The sequence below is a fragment of the Mangrovibacter sp. MFB070 genome (assembly GCF_000705335.1).
GTDB classification, from domain to species: domain Bacteria; phylum Pseudomonadota; class Gammaproteobacteria; order Enterobacterales; family Enterobacteriaceae; genus Mangrovibacter; species Mangrovibacter plantisponsor.
The window spans coordinates 29,383-47,277 of the sequence record NZ_JJMI01000042.1 but is presented as its reverse complement, the minus strand read 5'-3'; the positions used below and the strand labels follow the sequence as shown (position 1 = coordinate 47,277).

Genomic DNA, 17,895 nt, shown 5'->3' with positions numbered 1-17,895 from the left:
GGATGTTGAGAGTTCTCCTTTCCATACTCACTAACCGCATTTTATGGGGTTTTGTTGGGGTAACTGCATTTGCGGCGGTTATCTGGATGATTGGCCCCCTGTTTTCCATTGTGGATACTCGCCCGCTGGAGTCGGTGCAAAACCGGGTGATCAGTATTGGCCTTATCTACCTGGTGTGGATCCACAGCCATATCATTCCGCGGATTTATAACGCATGGCTTAACCGCAAAATGATGGAGAACATCAACAAGAATGCGGCTGGTGAAGATACCACTGCACCGGAAAACCGCCAGCGCCTGACCAATGAAGAACAGGTTCTGGCAGAACGCTTTAACGATGCCTCCCAGTTCCTGAAAAAAGCGCACTTCAGCCGCAGCCAACATGGTCACCCGTGGCTACAGCGCTTCAGCCAGCAGTACCTGTACCAACTGCCCTGGTATGTCATGATTGGCGCACCGGGTGCCGGGAAAACCACAGCGCTGGTTAACTCCGGCCTGCAATTTCCGCTGGCGGACAAATTCGGGAAAACGGCGCTGCGCGGCATAGGCGGCACCCGTAACTGTGACTGGTGGTTTACCAACGAAGCCGTCCTGCTGGATACCGCCGGGCGTTATTCAACCCACGAAAGCCAGCAAGCGCTGGATGCCAGCGAGTGGCAGCGTTTTATGGGGCTGTTGCGTAAATACCGTGGCCGCCAGCCCATCAACGGCGTCATCATGACCATCAGCATTTCTGATTTGCTGACACTGTCGCCGGAAGCAATGCAACAGCAGGCAACCAACCTGCGCCAGCGCCTGGCAGAGCTCCATGAGCAACTGGGTATTCGCTTCCCGGTGTATGTCATGGTCACCAAAGCGGATTTACTTAAAGGGTTCAGTGCCTATTTTGCCGGGCTGGATAAAGCCCAGCGTGAGCAAATCTGGGGCTTCACCTTCCCCTGGTCGCAATCAAGCCTGGCCAGTTTCGACCTGATGGGCGCATTTACTCAAGAATATGCGCTGTTGCAACAACGCCTTGATGCCGGGCTGCCCGACATCATGCTACAGGAAAGCGACCCGCAAACCCGCGCGGAAAGCTACCTGTTCCCGCAGGAGTTTGCGGCACTGCGCCCACTGCTGGCTGATTACCTGAGCACCGTTTTTGCCCGCTCCAACTTCGAAACCGAATTTTCTCCGCGCGGCATTTACTTTGCCAGTGGTACTCAGGAAGGCCTGCCTTTTGACCGCGTAATGGGTGACCTGGCGCGCGCCCTGAACTTACCGCAGGATAACGGCGGCGGCGATAAGAAACAGACCAATGATGCCTGGGACAGTGTCAGCAAAGAAGCGCCAATACCTGGCAACAAAGGCCAGAGTTACTTTATTAAAAACTTGCTGCAACGGGTGATTTTCCAGGAAGCCGGGATTGCCGGGCAAAACCGCTGGTGGGCTATTCGTAACCGGGCGGTTATCTGGTCGGGCTATGCTGCACTGGCAGCCGTGCTGGTGGTACTTGCCGGGTTATGGCTCACCAGCTACGGTAACAACAAAGGCTATTTGGCTGAAGTGCAGGCGAAAGTGCCAGGGGTTCAGGCGCAGAGTAAAGCGTTACAAACCAGCGACAGCAGCGATTTGTTCGATCTCCTGCCATTCCTCAACAGCCTGCAGAACCTGCCGAAAAGCGATGCTGTAGATATTAACTCGCCGGGCATCACCTGGCGGATGGGGTTGTATCGCGGTAACGAAGTCAGCGATGCCACCCAGTCGTTGTACCAAAAAGCGTTGCAGGAAATGGTATTGCCGGCAGTCGCTCAACGGATTACCACCTGGTTACGTAACGACAACGGCAGTGATGTGGAATACAGCTATGAAGCGCTGAAAGCCTACCAGATGCTGTACCAGCCGAAACATTACGATGGCAAGTTCCTCCATGCCTGGGTGATGTTCAACCTGTCGCGTAATTTGCCGCGCAATGTTACGCAGAATGAACTGCACCAAATGGAGTGGCACCTGACCCAACTGCTGGAAAGCCAGATTCAGTCTTCGCCTTACGCCAAAGACGACGAACTCATCCAGCGCGAGCAGCAACTGATTAACCAAAACCCGCTGTCAGTCAGGGTTTATGGCCGCCTGAAACGCTTACTGGAGCACGATGACTCTTTGCAGCCGGTCTCGCTGGCAACTCTGGGTGGGCCACAAAGTGAACTGGTGTTCTCGCGCAAAACAGGCAAGCCAATCACCGAAGGCGTACCAGGCCTGTATACCCCGGAAGGCTACTGGAACCACTTTGAGAAACAAATCGCCAGTGTGACTGCATCGCTACACGAAGACGATGCCTGGGTACTTGGCGCACCACAGAAAGAAGACCAAAAAGCCATTAATGAAGCCGTGCGCCAGCTTTATGCGCGTGATTTTATGGCGGCCTGGGATAACTACCTGGCAGATATCCAACTGAATAACAGTGCAGACCTGACTCACCGCATTAATACGGCCCGCGTGTTATCCAGCAACAATTCACCGTTACGCCAGTTAGTCATGAACCTGAGCAAAGTGCTCACGCTTTCCCGGGCGAGTGATGCGCCGGAAGATAAAAAAGCCGCAGCGGATGACAACAGCAGTTCACTGAATAATTTATTTGGCGCAACCAGTAACGGTGCTATTGCCGCAGCACAAACACCGGAACAACAAGTTACCGATCACTATGCGCCAATCATTGAGCTGGCACAGCCGCTGGAAAAAGGCGGCAAAGCCATCGTGTTTGATGATTTTCTCAAACAGATTGATGACTTGTACCGTTACCTGACTGCCGTGCAGGACGCCGCAAATAGCGGCATGCCAGCACCTGGTGGCGATGCCATCAGCCGCCTGCAGGCCAGCGCCGGGCGCTTACCTGGTGGCCTCAATAACATGTTTACCAGCATGGCGGTGGGCGCAAGCTCAGATACCCAGCGCCGCGACATGGACAACATTCGCAAACGCCTGAATGTCGAAATTGGCAGCTTCTGCCGCCAGGCTGTTGCCGGGCGCTACCCGCTGGTGCGCAGTGCGCATGCGGATATCACCCCGGATGATTTGGCGCGTATGTTTGCGCCGGGAACTGGCTTAATGGATGCCTTCTTCCGGGACAACCTGACAAACCGGGTCGATACCACCCAGGCGCGCTGGCGGTTTACCCCAGGCATTGATGGCAAAACCCTGCCAGGCGGTGAAGCTATCCTGCGGCCTTTCCAGCAGGCGCAATACATTCGCGATGCTTTCTTCTCGAATGGTGCAACCACACCGGGTTACAAAGTGACGATACGCACCATCCGTATGGATAACGATATTCTGACCCTTTCGCTGGATGTAGACGGGCAACTGCTGCGTTACAGCCACGGGCCACAGGCGGTACAACTGGTGAGCTGGCCGGGTACCGGCGGCACCAACCAGGTGCGCATGCAACTGGGGCTCGCCAATGGCACGACATCCACGCTGGTAAGCAGCGGCCCATGGGCACTGAACCGGTTCTTTGACCGGGCGAAACAGTCCCCTGGCAGCAACAGCCTGAGCCGCCAGGCAACATTTACTGTTGACGGGCACAGTGTGACGCTTGAGTTCACCCCAAACAGCATTCGTAACCCGTTCCAGCTTTCTGGCTTCTCATGCCCTTAACCGCAAGGAATGTTGAATGAGCAACTACCCTGTACCGTGCTGGTTTGGGAAATTGCCCAGCACCGGTGACTTTTTGCAGCGCCGCTTTCCCGATGCGCTGCAACGCCAGTGGTCGCACTGGTTCCAGGTCGGCCTGCATAACTGGCAAAACCAGAATGACCCGCCCCACAGTGCCAAGCGCGAATTCCATAAAGCACCCGTGTGGAATTTTGCAGTACCGCCCATGCTGGGCAGCCAGGTTATCCAACTGGGTTGCCTGCTCCCCGGGCGAGACAGTGTTGGGCGGCAGTATCCGGTATGCGCCCTGAGCGCATTCAGCCCGGCCGAATGGTCGCCCCAGTGCCTGGCGCTGGCGGAGCCCTGGTACCAACAACTGGGCCGCACCCTGATGACCGCTGTCAGAAACGGTTTTGCCGGTGAGCAACTTGACCAGGCGATATTAAGCATTCCGTCGCCAGTGGTGCCGGACGGGGATGCCCAGTCAGACATTCTGGATGTAATTGGTTATGACGATGCACCCGCAGCACTGAGCTGGCGCCAGGCTGCTGAATGTTTTGAACCACAACGGCAAACCAGCTTTTGGTGGACAAACCGCTGCGATGGCTACCCGCTGTACACCCATGTACACAGTGGCAATTTCACCAGCCAGTTATTTTCCATGCTGTTTGACCCTGCAGGTGGTGCTCAACCTGGCCGCCACGGGCTGTATCCTCCCATGTTTGACTGACAGGTAATTCATGAACATAGACGCTTTTCTGGCCCCGGTCAGCGCCGACAAACCTTGTGGCGATAACCTGGAGTACGATGCCGATTTCCAGGCAATGGAACAGGCAAGCCAGGGGAAAGCAGAGCAACAGTTTGGCGACACCATCATTCCGGCAGAACCGGCAGACTGGACCAAAGTCGAGAAACTGGCCACCAGCCTGCTGGAACGCAGTAAAGACCTGCGGGTAATTATGGCGCTTATCCATGCCTGGACCCGGCGACGCGGCCTGCAAGGTTATGCAGATGGCCTGCTGCTGATTCAACAGGTACTGGTGCTCTACTGGGAGCCGCTGTATCCCCTGCTGGAAGAATACGGCGAACGGGATCCGTTTTACCGCTTAAACGCGCTGGCTGCACTGGGTGATGGTTCCGAACTTACCACTGCTGTACGCCAGGCCGCATTACTGCGCAGCGCGGCCGACACACTTTCGCTACGTGATGCCTGTAGTTTACTGGATGGCAGCAAAGCCGAGTGCCCGGATTACCCCGGCGGGCGTCCCCGCCTGGTAGATGAACTGGCACGCGGCGGGCAGCCAGGCATTGAAGCCTTGCTGCATATTCGTGAACGCCTGCTCACCATTCGTGAAGTGCTCAGCGAGCAACTGGGCGAAAGCGCGCTGCCGGAAATGGAAGTGCTGCTGAAAACAGTCAATACGGTGGCTCAGGCTTGCGATGCAACGGATTTATCCACCCTGATCCCCGGCCTGACAGGCGAAAGCCAGACGGAGGGCAACACAGTGGCTGAATCTGATGAGCAACAACCCGCTGCGGCTGCACCACGTAATGTGGACTGGCGCAGTGTTCAACCGGCAACGCGTGAAGATGCACAACTGATGCTGGAAAAAGCGCGCCAGTATTTCCTGCTGTATGAACCGAGCCACCCGGCACCGCTGCTGATTGAGCGCGTACAGCGGCTGATTGAAATGAACTTTATGGACATCATTCGCGACCTCGCGCCCGATGGTGTCCACCAACTGGAAAATATTTTCGGGCGCCGTGATTAACCGGCGCACCCTCTTGTGGCGAAGGCACAGCGCCGTCGCCTCACCTTCACCGCGCATATTCGATGGAGAACACCATGGCAATGAGTAACAGTGGGCAGAAGTTTATTGCCCGTAACCGCGCACCCCGCGTACAGATTGAGTACGACGTAGAAATCTACGGTGCGGAGCGCAAAATCCAGCTTCCTTTCGTTATGGGCGTGATGGCAGATTTAGTCGGTAAACCTGTCGAGCCTTTAGCCCCGGTAGATGAACGCAAGTTCCTTGAAATTGATATCGATAATTTTGATGAACGGATGAAAGCGTTGAAACCGCGTGTGGCGTTCCAGGTCGACAACACGCTGACTGGTGACGGCAAACTGAATGTCGAACTGACCTTCGACAGCATGGATGACTTCCTGCCAGACGCCGTTGCCCGCAAAGTTGAACCGCTGAACAAATTACTGGAAGCCCGCACCCAACTGTCCAACCTGCTGACCTACATGGATGGCAAAAATGGCGCGGAAGCCCTGATTGCGAAAGTGCTGCAGGACCCGACATTACTGCAATCCCTGAGCCAGGCACCCAAAGCGGCAGACACCGCCAAAGGTGACGAGGAGTAATCGATGAGTAACCAAACTGAACAACAGCAAAACAGCGCTCAGACGTTTACCCAGGATGAATTCAGCGCGCTGCTGAGCAAAGAATTCCGCCCGAAAACAGACCAGGCGCGTGAAGCAGTAGAAAGCGCGGTAAAAACCCTGGCACAACAGGCGCTGGAAAATACCGTCACCATTTCCAGCGATACCTACCGCACCATTCAGGCGCTGATCGCGGAAATTGATGAAAAACTTTCCGAACAGGTTAACCAGATTATTCACCACGACGAATTCCAGAAACTGGAAAGCGCCTGGCGTGGCCTGAGCTACCTGGTGAACAACACCGAAACCGACGAGATGCTGAAAATCCGCTTTATGAGCGTCTCCAAACAGGAACTGGGCCGTACCCTGAAACGCTTCAAAGGCGTGGGTTGGGACCAGAGCCCGGTGTTCAAAAAAATCTACGAAGAAGAATACGGCCAGTTCGGTGGCGAACCTTTTGGTTGCCTGGTTGGCGATTACTACTTCGACCACAGCCCGCAGGATGTTGAACTGCTCAGCGAAATGGCGCGTATTGGTGCCGCAGCACACTGCCCGTTCATTACCGGTTCTGCGCCGAGCGTGATGCAAATGGAATCCTGGCAGGAACTGGCTAACCCGCGCGACCTGACCAAAATCTTCCAGAACACGGAATATGCTGCATGGCGCAGCCTGCGTGAATCCGAAGATGCCCGCTACCTGGGCCTGGTCATGCCGCGCTTCCTGTCCCGCCTGCCTTACGGTGTGCGCACTAACCCGGTGGACAGCTTCGATTTCGAAGAACAGGTGGATGGCGCTAACCACGACAGTTACACCTGGAGCAACGCCGCTTACGCCATGGCGGCCAACATCAACCGTTCATTTAAAGAATTTGGCTGGTGTACCTCTATTCGCGGCGTGGAATCTGGTGGTGCAGTAGAAAACCTGCCTTGCCATACCTTCCCAAGTGATGATGGCGGTGTGGATATGAAATGCCCCACTGAAATCGCCATCAGCGACCGCCGCGAAGCAGAACTGGCGAAAAACGGCTTTATGCCGCTGGTTCACCGCAAAAACTCTGACTTTGCGGCCTTTATTGGCGCTCAGTCACTGCAAAAACCGGCGGAATACCACGATGCCGATGCAACTGCGAACGCCCGTCTGGCCGCCCGCCTGCCGTATCTGTTCGCCTGCTGCCGTTTTGCGCATTACCTGAAATGTATTGTGCGCGACAAAATTGGTTCATTCCGCGAACGCGACGATATGGAACGCTGGCTGAACAGCTGGGTGATGAACTATGTGGATGGTGACCCGGCGAACTCCTCGCAGGAAACCAAATCCCGCAAACCGCTGGCCGCGGCAGAAGTGCAGGTGGAAGAAATTGAAGATAACCCGGGCTACTACGCCGCGAAATTCTTCCTGCGCCCGCATTACCAACTGGAAGGCCTGACTGTTTCGCTGCGTCTGGTTTCCAAACTGCCATCACTGAAAACCAATGATGCGTAAGTAATAGCTGAAGTATCGGGCCAGGTTATTTTTGGCCCGATAATCTCTTATTCACTGCTGATCATTGTTTATAATAAGGATGTTTAATGAACAGACGAAAAGTGAGTGTGGCATTTTTGCTTGTTTATTCGGCGCTATTCTCTGTGAATCTTCATGCGTCATCAGAACCGGTCTATAGCCGGGACAACTCAGCTAATTTCTTAGCTGATCAGACACTGTTGTCGAGAAATGACATTAACCTGAGCGGAGATAAATTCTATCAGGCATGGCTTTCAAAAGATGATGAGCGTGAAAGAATGAAAGCAAATATGTATTTGTTGGGGGTTATAGATGCCTCTGAAGGGACTCGCTGGTGCAGTTACTCCGCGGCATTACCAGATACGCTGCGTGAGAATATTTATTCATTTTTCCAGCATCTTCCAAAAGAAAGATTGAAAGAAAGAGCATCAAAATTGATTATAGAGGCACTTGAAATAAGACTGCCTTGCTCTAAATAAGGAAAAATAATGAAACCCCTGTATTCACAATTGAAAAAACACCACTATTCGTCTAATGAATCAAGTCCTGACTTTATCTCAAGGGAAGCTCTTTTTAATGAGTTGGGCTATAGTGAAGAAGATTTATTGAGTAAAAACCCAGCTTACCAAAATACTTGCGCCATCCGAATGAGCCTTGCTTTATTAAAGACCAGTGTGAATTTTCAAGGGCGGTTGTTGATTAAGAGTGGACCTTATAAAGGCAGGAGAATTGAGCCGGGAGCAAAGCTTTTGGCAGATCAGCTAAATAAAGACAGCGCATTTGGTCTTGCTGAGATATATACTGACATACGTAAGGCTGGGCAATCTTTAAAAAAGAGAAAAGGTGTTATTTTCTTTAATGCCATAACAGGATATGGTGGCGGCCATATTGACCTTGTTGAACCAGTAAATGATAATATGATCCAATGTCATTCTGATTGTTATATTAACTGTCGCGAAGTTTGGTTTTGGGAATTGAGTTAGAAATAATTTAAAACTTCTGGTGGTACACTTATGGCTATGATACCACTTGATGGCGAAAATAATATATCCCGCTCTTTTTTATTTATTTCTCATGGCGGATGTGAAAAAATATAAACAAAGTGCTGATATAAAAAGTGTGTAAATGGCATTACCCATGATAAACCCCAGAGTGTAAATGGCGGTAATATGAGCCGTTACTGCGTAATAGATCATCAGCAAAGTGTTGCGCAGAGCAATCAGGCTAATAAATAATGTTATTGTAAATAAAAACCAGAGTATTATTTTTTTCATGCCATTAACCTGTCATCTGAATGAATAGTGCTAAATCATCTTACACATTCTCAGCTTTTGCTGAGAAAAGCAACTAAGCAGTTTCAATGAGTTTACTGGTTTATTATTCCAGATAATAAACCAGTGCCGAGGCAGAGGTAAAATATGGATGGTTTTATGAAGCCCCATGATTTCCTGTTTGCCATATTAAGTGCTGTAACCAGCAAAACTAACCAATCAAAGAGTAGAGATTATTATGGCTATTGATATGTTTTTGAAAGTCGACGGTGTGACGGGTGAGTCCAAAGACTCTAATCACTCTGGCTGGACTGATATCACTTCTTTCTCCTGGGGTGCTTCTCAGCCGGGTAACATGAGCGTTGGCGGTGGCGGCGGTGCCGGTAAAGTAAACTTTAACGACCTGCACGTTAATGCCCTGATCGACAAATCAGCAACCGCTATCATGAAATACTGTGCGAATGGTAAACACCTGACTAAAGTTGAACTGTCTGTATGTAAAGCAGGTGGTCAGCAGGTGGAATACGCACGCATCACTCTGGAAGAAGTTCTGGTAACTTCTGTTCAGTACACTGGCGCTGATAACGGCGACACCGTTGGTGTTACCTATGCATTCCAGGCTGGTAAAGTGAAACAGCAGTACTGGGAACAAACTTCTTCCGGTAGCAAAGGCGCTGAAAGCTCCGTTGGCTGGAATATCAAAGAAAACAGCGAAGCGTAAGCGGGTTGTTGATGGCGATCCCGGAAGGGATCGCTTTTAACCATATTTTGGCAAATCAGATATTTTCAAGGCAGTTCTTCCTACTGGCTACTGAGACTCAATATGGCTGTTAAAATCGGGAAGCTATTTCTGCTAAGCTTGCTTTTGTCTGCACCTGCTATAGCCAGAGTTGATTATAGCCCTGAAGTATATTTGAAAAACTATGCTCTCAGCGCTTGCCTTGCTATGGGTTACTCATTCCAGGAAGTTAAAAATGATGCATCTGCAGCAGCCCGGGGATATTTGGAGTTTGGTGATTACTCTTTATCAGCGCACACTGCAGTAAGGGAATTAGCAAAAGAGTATTTGAAAAAAGATTATCCAAATAAATCCGCCGTTTCTATGATTGCTGCCAAATGCATTGATTTATATCATAGTAAAGAGTTATCAGATATCATCCTGAAATATAAAGGCGTGCAGGATAATTAGTCAGCTTCTTTAATTTGATGTTTACAGGTTAGGATCCGTAAATGGTCAGGAGACTGATATTTTCAGTTCTGCTACTTAGTCTTTCCACCATCGCTAACGCAGAACATCTCCTTAAACAAGGGGTGCTTCAGGTCTATTGGTTGCCAGTCTGGAATGATACCGGCACAGTCAATACACCTGAACTACACTATCGCTATTTTGTTTTAAGTGCTAACAACCAGGCTGAAAAAATTGTTAACCTCGATAAGCAAAATAGTGAAGCGCTGTTAACTCGTTATTTTAGCCCGGTTCCTGAAAACTTTTTGAAGTTCAAAGAAGGCCACCTGGAACGTTCGGGTACCGCAGTTATAAATCATTTGTCATCGAACACGGAATGCGACCACCATTACTACAGTGGGCAACTGATCAAATTTACTGTTGGTACTGACCAGCACTTCGATATTAATACACTGGAAAATGCTGCAGGGTGTGAAGCCTGGCCTTATCGCCTTTCTTATACACTCAAACCCGGTATAACTGATGCGCATTTTAAACAGGAACCAGATGTTAGCGCTAAAAATGGAGCAATAATTACTGCTGATATGGCTATTGTGACTTTGGAGCGTGTAAATCAACAGTGGATTAAAGCAGCGCAATATGATGCCAACCAGCCAGACTCTGTTGGAAAAAATCAGGGGTTTATTCTGCTTAGTCAACTTCAACCACTGAACTGAGTTATGATGATATATCATAGATCAACATATTGATATGCTATTGGTTGTTTGATATATGATGGAGAGTAAATTGAGCCAATCATTATATATAGTTTTATTGGTGAGTTTTTTTTCTCTCTCGGGGAGCATTTGCCGATATACCGGATAATGATCAAATCATCAATGCCTGGCAAGTTGAGCATGTTCTCATTAATATGAACACAGAACGCACAGTTGATTATCAAATTGATGATAACCGACTGGTTGGTAAAGTTATTGTATTTTCAAATAAAAAAATAACCTCTACTATTGATGGATTCGGTTCTTGTAAGCAACCGAATTATCACAACACCAGTGTTAAAATATCTACTTATGTTGACAGTATTATGAGTAATTCAGATGGTTCTCATTTTTCTGATTATACTTTCAATATTCCTGGCGATACACGAGTTAATAGTTATCAAATAACTTGCCATTCAGGTGATATCTCTAATTCGGACACTGGAGAATCTGTTGAGCCGGCTATATATAAAGATAAATTATTTATGGATTGGGTGGATGGTACATTCTTGATTTTGGAAAGATCAGATAAATAAATATAGAGAGAATTTTCCCATTAGCGCTATTTAATATCGTTAAAGTAATCTCTTTTAATTACTGCTGGTTGTGGAATGAAAACAATAACATTGTTTCTCGCTGTGTGGTTGATATTAACAATGAAAGTCTATGCTGATGACGGTTGTGCAAGCCAGACATCTGGCAGTGATATACTGCAATGCACTCTGAAAGCAAAGCAACAGGCTGAAGCCAGCCTTAACGCTGCGTATTCAGCAGCAAAAAAACGGGTTAATAACTCTTCCGCCGCAGATAAAAACTTAGCTCAAAACTACCTTAAAACATTACTCGATTCCCAGCGTGGATGGCTTAAATTCAGGGATGGGCAGTGCAGGCTGGAAGCTTTTTTGGCTGAAGAAGGTACCAATGCTAACAACATGCTGGAGAGTAAATGTGTGGCACGTATGGATAATGAGCGCGTTACACAACTGGCAGCAATGCCATATCAATAATGCAGCCTTTTAGTGTGAAACTTAGTAATGATAAAAATACTTATAGCATGTTCTGCATTGGTGTTGTGCTCTTCATTATGTTACGCGGATAGCACCGTTCAATATAGCGGCAATAAATTCACTGCTTTGATTACGCGGCATTGTGCTGAAGGCAACGTTTCGTGTGATAACGTTTCTATTGAATCAAAAAGTAAAGCCACAGGGCGGAGCATTACTTTAAAAGGGAAAAAAATAAATATTAATTGCCCGGAAACTTGTGATTTCAGAGGCTATGAGTTTAAAAATGGTGCTTATACTTATTCACTGGTTACTGATGACTTCGAAACATGGGTTTACTCCGTCTACCATGGTAGTAAATTAATTTCAGAGGATAAGGGCGTGATTAATTGATTGTATGTGCCAAAAAGACAGAGTTGATACTCCTGAAAAAACTATAGTCAGTAGCTCTTACTATTTGGCAATATTAAATTTGGGTAAGGTTGATGAAAATTAATCGTTTTTTGTTTTTTATCCTTTTTACATCGCCTGCAGGAAGCGCCTTGCCAAATTTATCAACGTTTTCGCAGCAGGAAATATTCATTCACTGGATTGAAAATCGCTGCATCGCAAAAATTGCCGAGACAGAACGCCTGAAGCAGGATGCAAACCAGAGTGCGGCGGTATGGTTAGAGTACAGCCAGTTACCTGTAGATGCATTTAATAATGCAGATAAACTGATTAATGAAGAGGGAAAAATTAGTTTATCTGGTTCAGTCAAGGGTGAATATAACGTGTTGCGTTGTACTTTGATTGCCAATAGCACTGGTGCAGTCAAAATCTATAAATCATTTGCAAACTGATTGTTATTAAACTCTACCCACTATCTGGGCAGCACGTTTTATCTTACAAAGTGAGACAAATCTCAACTTCATTTTGATATTCTACCTCCGCTCCCCAAACGCTGCAGGCCTTACCGAAAGACCTGCAACGTTTGAGCGCTAATCATACCCAGGCAGGAATACGCTATGCGATTCACGATAATCACCAATAAACCGGGTCAACAACCGCCGCAGACCAGTTGCGATTTCTATCCGCCAGGCGGCACCATTGGGCGCGGTTCCGATAACAACCTGGTTCTGCCAGATGAAACGCGCACCATTTCTCGCCTGCAGGCGATAGTGCATATCACAGCAGAGGGCACCTGCCGCATTACTAACCGTGGCAACATCACCCGCGTACTGCTGAATGATATTCCGCTGGATCGCGGCCGCCAGGTCGAGCTCGAAGATGGCGATATTCTGGGCATTGACGAATACCGCCTGCAAGTTACGGCACTGGGGGCGCAGCCGACTGCGCCTCAACAACCTGCTGCACACCATGCCGCCAGTGCCGTTCCTCATAAGGCAGCACCTGCGCCGGTTCGCCCGGTGCCTGCTGCGCCAGCGCAACCATCAGCGGTTAACGCCGATGGTACAGCGGCGGTTCCCAGTGAAATCTGGGACAGCCTGATGCAGGAATTCTCCATTTCCGACAACATTTCCAGCAGCCCGGTTAGTGGGAAAGGCGAGCACACCACAACGGAGTCTGGCCACAATCCCTTCGCTGAACCAGAAAGTGTTGAGCGTAACCCGGAAGACCCGCTCGCTCAGTTCAATACCAGCGAGCCGCTGTTTAACGAGAAAAAACCGCAGACTGATAACTTATTCGCTGAGTCTTCACTGTTCAGTGGCGACAGCATTTTTGAAGACAATACCCCGTCTTCGCTGGTTCAGCCGGAAACCGCAGAAAATAAACCTGCGCCTGGTAACAGTGAACTGGACCCACTGGCTTTATTCGGTGCCAGCGAAGCCGCACCCGCGGCACGTAACCACGATGACCCACTGGGCCTGATGATGGGTAATGCAGTGCCATTAACGGCGCCAGACAGCATCACTCAACCTCAGGAAGCAGTAACACCAGCAGAGCGGCATCATGCAGCAGAGCCGCCGGTCGCAAAACCCTCGGTAGCAGAACCAGAACCTGCGGCCACACACAACGAAAACCCGGTTTCTGCACTGTTTGAAACGGCATCACTGGCGTCTTCACCCTTGTTTGCTGAAGACGAGACAGCCACTACTGTCACGCCAGCCGATATACTAGTAACGCCGCCGCCGGTACAGGAAACCGCAGAAGAAACCATACCAGCCAGTGCAACACAAGCTACCAGCGGCTACGAAGGCATCACCCTGCCCACTCCGCAGACTGTGCAACGCGCCCATGTGCAGACCCCTAAAGGCCGCCTGCGTATCGACCCGGTTGCCTCACCGTCGTCTGCCGACAAATCTGCGCCGGTCACCAGCCAGCAGGGTGAAGGCGATGTATTGCAGGGTGAGTTACTGGCTGCATTACTGGAAGGTATGGGCCTTGGCGACATGCAACCCGTACCGCAGTTCGACAAAGAAAACATGCGCCAGTTTGGGCAAATGCTGAGCATGTTTTCGCAGGGTACGGTGGCACTGCTCTCTTCCCGCTCCATTCTCAAACGCGGTGTCAAAGCCGATATGACCATGGTGCTGGACGACGCCAACAACCCGTTCAAACTGCTGCCATCCGGTAAAACGGTGTTAATGCAAATGTTCGGCACGCGTATGCCGGGCTTTATGCCGCCGCGTAAGTCCGTGCGTGATGCCCTGATAGACTTGCAGGCTCACCAACTGGGCATGATCTCCGGTATCCGGGCCATTATTGCCGCTATGCTGCAGTCGTTTAACCCGGAACAGCTCGAAGAGCAGGCCCGGGAAGATGGTGTGGTGTCGCGCATTGGTTTACCCGGCAGCCGTAAAGCCGCCTTGTGGGATTACTTTGTGAAAACCTACGGCGAAACTGCCGGGGAAATTGAAGATGACTTCCACACCTTGTTTGGTGAAGCATTCCTGCACGCTTACGACATGGAAGTGAACCAGTACAAAGACTCACAAAGTGGATCAGAAGAAGAATGAATATCACCATGGCATCGCTCTCCCAACAAGGAGAGCGGACAAGCAACCAGGATCAAACCGGTGAGGTGATTGGCGAGCGCGCGGCATGCTTTCTGGTGTGTGATGGTGTTGCGGGTAACTCAGGTGGCGAGGTCGCCGCGCGTATCGCCCGTAATACTATCCTGGCGGAGTTTGATGGCGAGCAGCACCTTAACCCGCAGTTCATTCGCCTGTATGTGAATAACGCCAACCAGGCGATTCGCAGCGAACAGAAAAACGACCAGGACAACAGTAAAATGGGCACCACGCTGGTCAGCCTGTTTATTGACCGCGATTACCACCTGGCGTACTGGGCACATGCGGGTGACAGCCGCCTGTATTTGTTCCGGCGTGGCTTTTTATACCAGGTCACTACCGATCACAGCCTGATCCAGCAGTTAAAAGATGCCGGCCACCAGACAGAAGGTGTCAGCAGCAACCTGCTCTATTTTGCCTTAGGGATGGGCGATGAACGCCGGGAAGCCAGTTACAGCGATGTGGTTCCTGTAGAAGACGGCGATGCTTTTTTGCTGTGTACTGATGGCTTTTGGCATGGTGTAACACAAGAACAGATGCAGCAGTCGTTACAAATGGTGAACACGCCACAAGAGTGGCTGACACTGATGCACCAAAGCCTGCGAAAACATGGCGAAGCCAGTGACGATACACAGGATAATTACAGTGCGATAGCCGTATGGGTTGGTCAGCCACAAGAAACCACGCTGATCCACACACTGGCAGAAGCCGCACAATTTTTTCCCCTTCGTGATTGATTGAAACGAACAAGGATTTATATGAAATATTGGCTTTCGGGTTTACTGGCGTTGTTGGCGGCATCGTCCAGCGCGTGGGCAGAAAATTACCGGATTGTTCAGTCACCGTCTCTGAAACTGGATGTCTGGATAGACAACATCCAGGACAACACAGCAAAAAGTTGGTGTACCAATGAATTACCGCTGCGTATTGTCGCGAATGGCGAGAAAAAACCGGAAATCCTGCAAGGGTTCCTGCCACAGGTTGGCAAATTGCTGCAAAGCCAGTGTGGCACACTGAATACCCTGCGCTGGGAAATGACAGCACCGGATGGCAATAAACTGGCTACCGGTACCGCCGAGAAAAAACATGACTGGCGTGTCGATATTGCTCCGGCGGCCCAGGTTATTACTGCGGCAATTCCTCCTGCTAATAACCAACGCGCAGAGGACCTCTCGCCGCAGGCAGACCGCACCCCCTGGTTTGAATTTAACTTAAAAGATGGCTGCCGCCTGCGTACCTTCTGGCAGGGTGACAGTGCCTCACAGGCTTTGTTTATTCCGGCAAAAGACGACGGGAAATGTGAAAAAGGTGGCTGGCTGAATGGCCGGGGTAAAGTTACCCAACAGGGCCAGAATGGTAGCCAGACTATCACCATGACCTTTGTTCACGGCTTCCCGGTGGCCGGGCTTAACCCAACAGCCAACACCAACACATTGCTGATTGCCTCTGTGAATAACGAACGCATGGTGGTGAGCGACGAGCGTTCACCGCAAAGCTGGCTGATTATGCAGTATGTCCCGCGGATTAACGGCTGGAAGGTGGATGGCACCGTAGCGGTAGAAATGCCGCGTGACCAGGCCAGTGATGGCGACAAACTGAAAGCCCGCCTGGATGAAGTGCGCAAAGTATGGGGCCCATACCTGGAGCCGAATACCGCGCTGACTATCCAACTGGTGGAAGCCGTGCATCTGCAACTCAAAGACCCGGCAGCAGGCGCATACCATACGCTGAAGTAACCTAACCACCACAAGGAATGATTATGCACACCCTCTACCAACAGATGGCCGGAGACTCGCTGGCAGAAACCCTGACGCGCCTGGAAAGTGACATCAAATCCCGGCCTGCGGATGCGGACCTGCGCGCAGCGTTTGTTCAGTTGCTCTGTCTGGCGGGCAACTGGCAGCGAGCCCGTACCCAACTGAAAAGCTGGGCGGCGCTGAAACCCCAGGCACAACCCACAGTGACCTTACTGGAACAGGCTATTGAAGGCGAGTTAACGCGCGCACAGGTTTTTGCCGGTGAAACCGCACCCAGAATGCCGCAAGAAGCCTGGCCCTGGGTTCACCACCTGGTTGCCGCACTGGCACGGGAAAGTGCTGGCGATAGTGCTGCTGCTCTGGCACTGCGCGAACAGGCACTGGAAGCCGCTGAGCTGAACCCGGGTACGCTGCAGGTTAACGAGGACAGCGTGGCGTTTGACTGGCTGATGGATGGCGATGCCCGCCTGGGGCCGGTGTGCGAATTTATCGTCAACGGGCATTACTTCTGGGCGCCATTTTGCGCCATTCGCGAAATCATTTTTCAGGCTCCGGCAAGTGTCACCGACCTGGTGTGGCGCCATGCGCGGATAACCCTGGTGGATGGCAGCGAGCAAGTTTGCCAAATCCCGGCACGTTACCCGGTGGATGCCCGCACAGAAGACCGTTTTCTGCTGGGGCGCGAAACCCACTGGGCAGCACTGGACGAAGACGGTGCGTTTTGTCTCGGCCAGGGGCAGAAAGTGCTGCTCAATGCCGATGATGCCTATTCCTTGCTGACACTGGAAACGCTGGCATTCGCTGGCTCCGAATCTGACCATGAGTAATCGCGACCAGAACACTAACCCTTCTGATCTGCTGCGCACCGGCTACCGCCAAAGAGCCAGTAAGCAGGCGCCAGGCGCGCGCGACAAAATGCAGCCATCCCTGCTGGACCGGCTGACAGATGACGCGCCCGACCAGCAAAAAGAACCGGCCAGCCATAATCTGATTTCCCACAGCACACTGCGGCGCAACGTGCTGCGCGACTTACAGTGGCTGTTCAACACCATCAACAATGAAGCGCAGAATGATCTGCGCGATTTTGCCCATATTCGCCGTTCGGTTGTGAATTTCGGTATCGCCCCGCTGGCCGGGAAACGGATGTCGGAAATTGAATGGCAGGATATTCAGCGCAAACTCACCGAAGCTATTCTGGCTTTTGAGCCCCGCATTATTCCGCAGGGGCTGCAAGTGCGCTGCTTGTCTGACCCGCAATCGCTGGATGCACACAACGTTTTGTCCATCGAAATAAAAGGCCGGTTGTGGTGTGTACCCTGGCCGCTGGAGTTCCTGTTCCGCACCGATGTGGATCTGGAAAACGGGCATTTTGAGTTAAAAGACGCAGGCTGAT

19 protein-coding genes are annotated in these 17,895 nt (G+C 50.8%); all 19 read left to right on the top strand.

Annotated features, from left to right (window positions below; translation table 11 throughout):
* The first annotated feature begins 2 nt into the window (after positions 1 to 2).
* The 19 genes from tssM (at position 3) to tssE (ending at position 17,894) form a co-directional block, all read left to right on the top strand.
* Entirely contained in the window at positions 3 to 3,629 is a 3,627-nt protein-coding gene (tssM, locus tag DT73_RS19760; RefSeq protein WP_036113882.1) for a type VI secretion system membrane subunit TssM, read from the top strand.
* A 16-nt stretch (positions 3,630 to 3,645) separates the two neighbouring features.
* On the top strand, positions 3,646 to 4,356 hold the full coding sequence (tagF, locus tag DT73_RS19755; RefSeq protein WP_036113878.1) for a type VI secretion system-associated protein TagF: 711 nt from the start codon (positions 3,646 to 3,648) through the stop codon (positions 4,354 to 4,356).
* A 10-nt stretch (positions 4,357 to 4,366) separates the two neighbouring features.
* Complete coding sequence (gene tssA / locus DT73_RS19750) at positions 4,367 to 5,398, top strand: type VI secretion system protein TssA (protein WP_036113875.1); 1,032 nt, start codon at positions 4,367 to 4,369, stop codon at positions 5,396 to 5,398.
* 74 nt (positions 5,399 to 5,472) lie between these two features.
* Positions 5,473 to 5,997 (top strand): type VI secretion system contractile sheath small subunit, encoded by a 525-nt coding sequence (gene tssB / locus DT73_RS19745; protein ID WP_036113871.1) that lies wholly within the window; start codon positions 5,473 to 5,475, stop codon positions 5,995 to 5,997.
* A gap of 3 nt (positions 5,998 to 6,000) precedes the next feature.
* Positions 6,001 to 7,497 (top strand): type VI secretion system contractile sheath large subunit, encoded by a 1,497-nt coding sequence (tssC, locus tag DT73_RS19740; protein ID WP_036113868.1) that lies wholly within the window; start codon positions 6,001 to 6,003, stop codon positions 7,495 to 7,497.
* Between the two features lie 86 nt (positions 7,498 to 7,583).
* On the top strand, positions 7,584 to 7,994 hold the full coding sequence (locus DT73_RS26850) for a Rap1a/Tai family immunity protein (RefSeq protein WP_235234554.1): 411 nt from the start codon (positions 7,584 to 7,586) through the stop codon (positions 7,992 to 7,994).
* A gap of 9 nt (positions 7,995 to 8,003) precedes the next feature.
* On the top strand, positions 8,004 to 8,498 hold the full coding sequence (locus DT73_RS19730) for a T6SS effector amidase Tae4 family protein (RefSeq protein ID WP_036113865.1): 495 nt from the start codon (positions 8,004 to 8,006) through the stop codon (positions 8,496 to 8,498).
* A gap of 526 nt (positions 8,499 to 9,024) precedes the next feature.
* Complete coding sequence (locus DT73_RS19720) at positions 9,025 to 9,507, top strand: type VI secretion system tube protein Hcp (RefSeq protein ID WP_036113859.1); 483 nt, start codon at positions 9,025 to 9,027, stop codon at positions 9,505 to 9,507.
* Positions 9,508 to 9,609: 102 nt separating this feature from the next.
* A complete protein-coding gene (locus DT73_RS19715; protein WP_036113857.1) occupies positions 9,610 to 9,975 on the top strand; it encodes a T6SS amidase immunity protein Tai4 family protein in 366 nt (121 codons plus the stop codon).
* 41 nt (positions 9,976 to 10,016) lie between these two features.
* Positions 10,017 to 10,688, top strand: a complete 672-nt coding sequence (locus DT73_RS19710) for a hypothetical protein (RefSeq protein ID WP_152552553.1) — start codon at positions 10,017 to 10,019, stop codon at positions 10,686 to 10,688.
* Positions 10,689 to 10,882: 194 nt separating this feature from the next.
* The gene (locus tag DT73_RS19705; RefSeq protein ID WP_036113848.1) at positions 10,883 to 11,263 is read left to right on the top strand and encodes a hypothetical protein; all 381 of its coding nucleotides are present in this window, start codon (positions 10,883 to 10,885) and stop codon (positions 11,261 to 11,263) included.
* Positions 11,264 to 11,338: 75 nt separating this feature from the next.
* On the top strand, positions 11,339 to 11,734 hold the full coding sequence (locus DT73_RS19700) for a lysozyme inhibitor LprI family protein (RefSeq protein ID WP_036113843.1): 396 nt from the start codon (positions 11,339 to 11,341) through the stop codon (positions 11,732 to 11,734).
* A 27-nt stretch (positions 11,735 to 11,761) separates the two neighbouring features.
* Positions 11,762 to 12,124: a hypothetical protein gene (locus DT73_RS19695; protein ID WP_051691485.1), complete on the top strand. Its 363-nt coding sequence runs from the start codon at positions 11,762 to 11,764 to the stop codon at positions 12,122 to 12,124.
* A 92-nt stretch (positions 12,125 to 12,216) separates the two neighbouring features.
* The gene (locus DT73_RS19690; protein WP_036113840.1) at positions 12,217 to 12,573 is read left to right on the top strand and encodes a T6SS amidase immunity protein Tai4 family protein; all 357 of its coding nucleotides are present in this window, start codon (positions 12,217 to 12,219) and stop codon (positions 12,571 to 12,573) included.
* 165 nt (positions 12,574 to 12,738) lie between these two features.
* On the top strand, positions 12,739 to 14,691 hold the full coding sequence (tagH, locus tag DT73_RS19685; protein ID WP_036113837.1) for a type VI secretion system-associated FHA domain protein TagH: 1,953 nt from the start codon (positions 12,739 to 12,741) through the stop codon (positions 14,689 to 14,691).
* Positions 14,688 to 15,482 (top strand): PP2C family serine/threonine-protein phosphatase, encoded by a 795-nt coding sequence (locus DT73_RS19680; protein ID WP_036113834.1) that lies wholly within the window; start codon positions 14,688 to 14,690, stop codon positions 15,480 to 15,482. Before tagH ends, DT73_RS19680 begins: the two co-directional genes overlap by 4 nt.
* A 21-nt stretch (positions 15,483 to 15,503) precedes the next feature.
* Positions 15,504 to 16,481 carry a hypothetical protein gene (locus DT73_RS19675; protein ID WP_036113829.1) on the top strand — a complete coding sequence of 326 codons (978 nt, stop codon included), beginning with the start codon at positions 15,504 to 15,506 and terminating at the stop codon, positions 16,479 to 16,481.
* Between the two features lie 23 nt (positions 16,482 to 16,504).
* The gene (locus DT73_RS19670; protein WP_036113828.1) at positions 16,505 to 17,329 is read left to right on the top strand and encodes a type VI secretion system accessory protein TagJ; all 825 of its coding nucleotides are present in this window, start codon (positions 16,505 to 16,507) and stop codon (positions 17,327 to 17,329) included.
* Positions 17,322 to 17,894: a type VI secretion system baseplate subunit TssE gene (gene tssE, locus DT73_RS19665; protein WP_036113825.1), complete on the top strand. Its 573-nt coding sequence runs from the start codon at positions 17,322 to 17,324 to the stop codon at positions 17,892 to 17,894. The genes DT73_RS19670 and tssE overlap by 8 nt, the downstream gene beginning before the upstream one ends.
* The last annotated feature ends 1 nt before the right edge of the window (position 17,895 follow it).

Coding starts and splice junctions, on each gene's coding strand:
- tssM (WP_036113882.1), top strand. CDS start 3: ATGTTGAGAGTTCTCCTTTCCATACTCACTAACCGCATTTTATGGGGT.
- tagF (WP_036113878.1), top strand. CDS start 3,646: ATGAGCAACTACCCTGTACCGTGCTGGTTTGGGAAATTGCCCAGCACC.
- tssA (WP_036113875.1), top strand. CDS start 4,367: ATGAACATAGACGCTTTTCTGGCCCCGGTCAGCGCCGACAAACCTTGT.
- tssB (WP_036113871.1), top strand. CDS start 5,473: ATGGCAATGAGTAACAGTGGGCAGAAGTTTATTGCCCGTAACCGCGCA.
- tssC (WP_036113868.1), top strand. CDS start 6,001: ATGAGTAACCAAACTGAACAACAGCAAAACAGCGCTCAGACGTTTACC.
- DT73_RS26850 (WP_235234554.1), top strand. CDS start 7,584: ATGAACAGACGAAAAGTGAGTGTGGCATTTTTGCTTGTTTATTCGGCG.
- DT73_RS19730 (WP_036113865.1), top strand. CDS start 8,004: ATGAAACCCCTGTATTCACAATTGAAAAAACACCACTATTCGTCTAAT.
- DT73_RS19720 (WP_036113859.1), top strand. CDS start 9,025: ATGGCTATTGATATGTTTTTGAAAGTCGACGGTGTGACGGGTGAGTCC.
- DT73_RS19715 (WP_036113857.1), top strand. CDS start 9,610: ATGGCTGTTAAAATCGGGAAGCTATTTCTGCTAAGCTTGCTTTTGTCT.
- DT73_RS19710 (WP_152552553.1), top strand. CDS start 10,017: ATGGTCAGGAGACTGATATTTTCAGTTCTGCTACTTAGTCTTTCCACC.
- DT73_RS19705 (WP_036113848.1), top strand. CDS start 10,883: ATGAACACAGAACGCACAGTTGATTATCAAATTGATGATAACCGACTG.
- DT73_RS19700 (WP_036113843.1), top strand. CDS start 11,339: ATGAAAACAATAACATTGTTTCTCGCTGTGTGGTTGATATTAACAATG.
- DT73_RS19695 (WP_051691485.1), top strand. CDS start 11,762: ATGATAAAAATACTTATAGCATGTTCTGCATTGGTGTTGTGCTCTTCA.
- DT73_RS19690 (WP_036113840.1), top strand. CDS start 12,217: ATGAAAATTAATCGTTTTTTGTTTTTTATCCTTTTTACATCGCCTGCA.
- tagH (WP_036113837.1), top strand. CDS start 12,739: ATGCGATTCACGATAATCACCAATAAACCGGGTCAACAACCGCCGCAG.
- DT73_RS19680 (WP_036113834.1), top strand. CDS start 14,688: ATGAATATCACCATGGCATCGCTCTCCCAACAAGGAGAGCGGACAAGC.
- DT73_RS19675 (WP_036113829.1), top strand. CDS start 15,504: ATGAAATATTGGCTTTCGGGTTTACTGGCGTTGTTGGCGGCATCGTCC.
- DT73_RS19670 (WP_036113828.1), top strand. CDS start 16,505: ATGCACACCCTCTACCAACAGATGGCCGGAGACTCGCTGGCAGAAACC.
- tssE (WP_036113825.1), top strand. CDS start 17,322: ATGAGTAATCGCGACCAGAACACTAACCCTTCTGATCTGCTGCGCACC.